The following is a 6,158-nucleotide window of genomic DNA, read 5'->3' as shown; positions in this document are numbered from 1 at the left end:
ACCCCAGGAAACCCCCCCCGGGGTAATGGGGGGAACCACCAAACCACAAAACGCCGGTGGCCCCCCCCCCCCCCCCCCCCCCCCCCCCCGGGCTCCGGCTCGCGGGGTGCGGGTCAGGCCGTGTGCAGGGTCAGGCCGTAGGTGCTGAGGATCTCGTTGACCGGCTGGTAGAAGCTCCGCCCGCCGCTGGAGCAGTTGCCCGAGGCGCCGGACGTCACGCCCTGTGCCTGGTCACCGCTGATGAACGAGCCACCCGAGTCGCCACCCTCCGCGCAGGCGCTCGTCTGCACCATCTGGTGGACGGCGCCCTGTGCGTAGTTGACCGTCACGTTCTTGGCCTGGAGGTTGCCGCAGCGCCAGTGCGTCGTGGAGCCGGAGCGGCAGATCGACGCGCCGACGGGCGCCTCGTTCGAGCCACGTACCAACTGGTCCGACACGGAGCCCCAGCCGAGGACGACGGGCACGGTCCACCAGCCGTTGGCGACGTTCACCCACGCGTAGTCGTTGCCCGGGAAGGACGAGCCCTGGAAGTTGCCGATGGCGGAGTTGTCCCAGCCGCGCACCGACTGGCCACGCGGGCCGCAGTGGCCGGCGGTGACGAAGCCGCCGTGCACGGAGAAGCCTATGGAGCAGCGGACGTTGCCCGTGTAGTACGGGTCTCCGCCGACGGTCCCGGCCGCGACGGTGGAGGGCGCGTCGGTCGTCTCGGCGACGGTCACCGGACCGGTCTTCTCGGCCTTCGCGAGGAACGCGGTGACGGCCTTGGAGTCACGTTCCGAGGCGACGACGTCCACCACGACCCGGTTGTTCTGCGGGTCGACGCGCCAACTGCCCACACCGGCCGGTGCGGAGAGCGCGTCGATCCGCTTCATGGTCGCGTCGAGCGCCCGCTCGCTGTGCTTCACGAGCTTGACCGTGGCACCTGTCGCGCGGACGGCGGTGGCCTTCTCCGCGTCGGTGAGGGCGACGGTCAGTGAGTTGTCGGCGGCGCTGAACCAGGAGCCGCCGTACGCGGCACCCGCCGCGCGCTCCGCCTTGGTCTCGATGGCGGTCGCCGTCTTCTCGGCGGCGAGCCGGGCGACGGCCTCGCTCTTGGTGAGGCCGAATTCCTTCTGCATGGCGGTGAGTACGCCCGCGGACGCGGGCGCCTTCTTCGCGGCCGATGCTGACATCGATGTCGGGGCGGAGTCGGGGGCCGCGGCCGACGCGGGGGCGAGCCCGGCGGTCGCCCAGGTGCCGACGAGGAGGAGTGCGGACAGGCCGGTGCGTACAACAGTCTTGCGTCTCAAGGCATTCGCCCTTCGGTTGTTCCAGCGATCGTGGGGATGGAACAGTGGAACAGCAGGCGAGTGAGAGCGCTCTCAATCGCCTCGGCGGGAGCGTATCCAAGGATCATGAGCAGGTCCATGCCAATGACGGAACGGGATCCCGCACGGTGCGACCGCCGGATCAGAGCAGCTCCGCCCACCGAGTGAGCGTCGCGAAGTCCCGCTCCCGCAGCCCCCGTCGCGGATGGATCCGCAGCAGCAGCGCCGGCCCGTCGTAGTGGGTCGCGACATAGGTCGTGTCCAGCTCGGTGATCATGTCGTCGACCCAGGCGAAGGGTCTGCCGTCCGCCCACTCCAGCAGCGGGCGCGTCTTCCAGAAGAGGCCGTCCGGATCCTTCGCGAACGGCTCGGGCCACTCGATCACCGGCAGATCGGTCGGCAGCCCGACAGTCGGCGCGATCATGCTGTTGGCCTCGTGCGTCCAGGCCGTGGCCCAGGCGAGTTCGAAGGGCAGCCCGGTGAGTATCGGGCCGTGGGCGGGGTTGAGCCGGACCCGTAGCCCGCGCCTGTGGGACCGGGAGCCCGGTGTCTGGCGGGAGAGCCAGCCCGAGGGACGCAGACGGTGGGTCGTGTACCCGCGCGGCCGTGACAGCCGTGCGGCGTACGGGTTGAGGGGGCCGTCGACATCGAGGAGCAGCAAGGGGCGTGGATGAACCGTCATGGAGGAGAAATGCCCGCCGTGGGGGCCGTTTACGACCCCCACGCGCCCCCACGCGCCGCCGCGGCCCCGCCGCGGTCCGCTGTCACCGTCCCGCGCTCTCCCGCCGGCCTCCGCGCTCAGAAGTCGGCGAACGTCCGCTCGTCCAGCCTGGCCACCGAGTCCTGGGCGTGCACGCGCTGGTACGCCTGCCGGATCCGGTCGATGCGCGCGTCACGGGATGTCGCCTCGGACGCCGGGTACAGCAGGATCAGTTCGTAGGAACGCTCCCGTTCGATCACACCCCTGGAGTCACGCCACTGGCCCCGGCCCTCCTGGATCGTCAGGCCGGACGGGAACTCCGGTGTGACATGCCGGTCGATGAACGCCATGAACTGACGATCCGTCACCGCGACTCCGCCGTCCGGCCGTTCCGTGCCGAAGAAGAGCCGGGTCTCGATGTACGACGCGCCGCGACGGGTCTGGGCCGGCGACCGCTGTTCGCTGTCGAGGCTCGCGTACGCGGCGGGCGCGCCCACCGCCAGCACGGCGGTGACGGCGGCGGCGACGGCGACCGGCACACGCTGGCCGGCGGAGCGGGGCGTGCGCGGGCGGTGGGGGAGCCGGGAGGTGTCCGGGGCGATGGGCACGGGAGTGTCGCTCTCTCTCGGGCGGCCCGCAGACGGGCTGCCGGGTGGGGACTCACTGTGGCAAGCACCCGTCGCGCGACCCCGCCGGAACACGGGCCCCGGCCCGAAACCACCCGCACGAGCGCGGGACCACCGCCCCTCTCGCGCAGTACGTTGCTGCGATGACCACCGCTCCCGGGAGCCGGCCCGCCGATCTCGTCATCACGGGCTGCACCACGCTGACGCACGGCCGGGCAGGCGACGCCACCGCCTCCTCCGCCCCCAATGACCCCGCCGTTCCCTCCGGCCTCACGGACCCCGGATACCCCGCTCGGACCGGTGCCCCGGACGGCATCGGCTTTCTCGACGACAGCGCGATCGTCGTACGCGACGGTCTCATCGAGACCGTCACCACCGCCGAGGCCGTCGCCGGTCTGCCCGCCGTCGAACGCATCGACGCGCGCGGGCTGCTCGCCATGCCCGGACTGATCAACTGCCATACGCACACACCGATGGTGGCACTGCGCGGCATCGCCGAGGACCTGCCGATCGAGGAGTGGTTCAACGACTGGGTCTGGCCCATCGAAACCAATCTGACCGACCGCGACATCGAACTCGGCGCCCTGCTCGCCTGCGCCGAGATGATCCGCGGCGGCGTCACCACCTTCGCCGACCACTACTTCGCCATGGACAGGGTCGCCGCCGCCACCGAGGTGAGCGGGCTGCGGGCCGTCCTCGGCCAGGGCTACTTCTCCAGCGAAGGCCCCGCAGGACGGGAGCGGTCCCTCGACTTCGCGCTCCGGTCGCGGGGCGCGGCCGACGGCCGGATCACCACGTCGCTCGCACCGCACGCCCCCTACACCGTCGACGACGACGATCTGGCCGCCACCGCCGAACTCGCGCGCGAGCACGGCCTGTTGGTGCATATCCACGCCGCGGAGAACAAGCAGCAGACAGCCGCCGCCGTCGCCGCGACCGGCCGTACGCCCATCGAGACCCTGCACCGGGCCGGACTGCTCGACGCCGACCTGCTCGTCGCCCACGGCACCGGTCTGACCGACGGCGACCTCGCCGTACTCCGGCGCGGCACGGGGCGTGTCGCGTTCGCCACCGCACCCAAGGGCTACCTGAAATTCGGCTGGGACCAGACACCGCTGCGCGCGCTGGCCGGGATCGGCGTCCCCGTCGGCCTCGGGACGGACGGGGCGGCGTCGAACAACACCCTCGACGTCTGGGAGAGCATGACGCTCACCGCGCTGACCCAGAAGTCGTCGGAGCGCGACCCCGGCTGGCTGACCGCGCGTCAGGCGCTCGACCACGCCACCACCCAGAGCGCCCGCGCGGTGGGCCTGGGGGACCGGGTGGGCGCCCTCGCGCCGGGACGGCGCGCCGATCTGATCCTGGTGGACCTCACGGGACCCCACACCCAGCCGGTCCACGACCACGCGGCGACGCTCGTGTACAGCGCGCGCTCCGCCGACGTGCTGACCACGATCGTGGACGGGAGGGTCCTCATGCGCGACCGCAGGCTCCTGACCCTGGACGTGCCCGGGATCGTCGGAGAACTGACCCCCCGGCTCCCGGCGTTGACATACCGCGGCCACGGGCGCCGCATCCAGGACTACGGCCCGGCGTGACCCCGACAGCGGCCCGGCGGGGAGCCGCCGCGGGCGTCCCCACCCGCCGCTGGACCATGATGGGGCGGTGAGACTCGAAGCGATCACCTGGGAGCGGCTGACCGACACCCTGGCGGAGCGCGCCCTGGAGACCGAGGCCGGCGACGGCGGCGCCTGGGTGCGTATCGCCGTGGACGGTGCGCCCGCCGCGCACCCGGACGTACCGGCCGGGGCGCTCGCCGACGCCCTGCGGCTCCGGGGCCGCTCGGTGGTCGTCGTCGCGGCCGGCGGCTTCCTGCGGCCCGCGTCGCTGCGGTACGAGTACGGGAGGCACGACCCCGACTCGTACTACGACGGCTGGTTCGACACCGGCGCCCTGTGGCGGGAGGTGTTCGGGCCGGTGGAGGCGGGCGGGACCGGCCGGGTGCTGCCCGATCTGTGGGATCCGGCGACCGACCGCGCGACGCGCAGCGAACGGGTCGAACTCCCGCCGGGCGGTGTGCTGGTGGTGCACGGCCCGCTCCTGCTGGGGCACTGGTTCCCGTTCGACCTCACGGTGCATCTGCGGCTGTCGCCGGGCGCGCTCCGCCGCCGCACCGACGAGACCGAGCAGTGGACCCTGCCCGCCTTCGAGCGGTACGAGCGGGAGGTCGGACCGGCCGAGGCCGCCGACGTCCTCGTACGGACCGATGATCCGCGCCACCCCGCCTGGGCGCTCCGGGAGGGCTGACCAGAGCCGGTGCACGGCGCCCGCCGGGTGCGCCGGCATCCTGCCCGTCCTACGGATGTCATGGGATGCCGCCCGTCCACTGGGGTGTTTTGGCACGCTGGCCGTCGGCGTCGGCGTCGGCGTCGGTGTCATGGCACTGGCGGGCGTCGGCCGGGCAGCGCGACTGCCCGCGCGCCGGGACCCTGCCCGTGGCACGGATGTCCTGGGATGCCGTCCGTCCCCTGGGATGTCACGGCATCCCGCCCGTCCTCACGGATGTCACGGCGCGTCGGCCGTCTGCGCCGGTGTCATGGCACTGGCGGGCGTCCGCCGGGCAGCGCGACCGCCCGCGCGCCGGCCCGGCAGCCCGCCGCAGCGGCCGTCACCGGGTCGGCGCCCGTCAACAGGGTCGCCAGGAACGCGCCGTTGAACGCGTCGCCCGCCCCGGTGGAGTCGACGGCCCGCGCGGGTTCCGGCGGAACGCGCGCCGTCACCGCGCCGTCCGACGCCACCAGCGCGCCGTCCGGTCCGAGTGTCACGACGACGAGCGGGAACCGGCGGCTCAGCTCGGCCGCCGCCTTCTCCGCGTCCGGGACTCCGGCGAGCAGCCGTGCCTCGTCCGCGTTCGGCAGGAGTAAGCCGACCCCGTCCGCCGCCGCGAGGAACCGGTCGGCGCCCAGGCGCGCGATGAAGCCCGCGGACGCGGGGTCCACGCTCACCGGGACACCGCGCGCCGCCGCCGACTCCAGGGCGGCACGCACCACTTGACGGCTCGTGGCGGCGAAGAGGAGATAGCCGGAGATGTGCAGCCGGCCCACCCCGTCGAGCAGCGCCGCCGACCAGTCGGCGGCGGCGAGTCGCAGGACGGCACCGCTGTCGGTCAGGAAGGTGCGTTCGGCGGAGGGGTCGACCAGCGAGACGACGGTCGCGGTCGGCGCGTCGTCGTCGACGACGAGCAGCGGCTTGACGCCCGCCGATCTGAGCTGTGCGTCGTGCCAGTCCGCGGCGTCCGCGCCGACCCTGCCCAGCAGCCGGACGTCCGCGCATCCCGTGGAGACCGCCCAGCACGCCGCGTTGGCCCCCGCGCCGCCCGGCAGGGTGCGGATCTCGGCGGCGGTGTCCGTGCCGTGCGCGAGCGGCGTGCGGTGCCGGGCCACCACGTCGGTGACCACGTCCCCGACGATCAGCAGCGCGCCCGCGCCGTCACCGGGGCGGGCGGGGCCCCCGGCGGGACAGGAG

General features: G+C 73.4%; 6 protein-coding genes. 2 read left to right on the top strand and 4 right to left on the bottom strand.

All coding sequences use genetic code 11. The features are described 5' to 3' along the window. Positions 1-113: 113 nt before the first annotated feature. The 3 genes from ACZ61E_RS24905 to ACZ61E_RS24895 all read right to left on the bottom strand — a co-directional run bounded on the left by ACZ61E_RS24905 (position 114) and on the right by ACZ61E_RS24895 (position 2,615). Positions 114-1,289 (bottom strand): S1 family peptidase, encoded by a 1,176-nt coding sequence (locus ACZ61E_RS24905; protein ID WP_469702072.1) that lies wholly within the window; start codon positions 1,287-1,289, stop codon positions 114-116. 160 nt (positions 1,290-1,449) lie between these two features. Next, entirely contained in the window at positions 1,450-1,989 is a 540-nt protein-coding gene (locus ACZ61E_RS24900) for a hypothetical protein (RefSeq protein WP_469702071.1), read from the bottom strand. A 116-nt stretch (positions 1,990-2,105) separates the two neighbouring features. Continuing rightward, complete coding sequence (locus ACZ61E_RS24895; protein ID WP_469702070.1) at positions 2,106-2,615, bottom strand: DUF3574 domain-containing protein; 510 nt, start codon at positions 2,613-2,615, stop codon at positions 2,106-2,108. Between the two features lie 161 nt (positions 2,616-2,776). On the opposite strand from ACZ61E_RS24895, the gene ACZ61E_RS24890 reads away from it, so the two are divergent. Both ACZ61E_RS24890 and ACZ61E_RS24885 read left to right on the top strand, forming a co-directional pair. Then, complete coding sequence (locus tag ACZ61E_RS24890; RefSeq protein WP_469702069.1) at positions 2,777-4,231, top strand: amidohydrolase; 1,455 nt, start codon at positions 2,777-2,779, stop codon at positions 4,229-4,231. 67 nt (positions 4,232-4,298) lie between these two features. Further along, on the top strand, positions 4,299-4,940 hold the full coding sequence (locus tag ACZ61E_RS24885; protein WP_469702068.1) for a nucleoside/nucleotide kinase family protein: 642 nt from the start codon (positions 4,299-4,301) through the stop codon (positions 4,938-4,940). 287 nt (positions 4,941-5,227) lie between these two features. Here the strand turns inward: ACZ61E_RS24885 and ACZ61E_RS24880 are convergent, their stop codons facing one another. Next, entirely contained in the window at positions 5,228-6,109 is an 882-nt protein-coding gene (locus tag ACZ61E_RS24880) for a carbohydrate kinase family protein (RefSeq protein WP_469702093.1), read from the bottom strand. Between the last annotated feature and the right edge of the window lie 49 nt (positions 6,110-6,158).

Source organism: Streptomyces sp. NPDC104581 (assembly GCF_055583685.1).
This window is presented reverse-complemented; position numbering and strand designations above follow the sequence as displayed.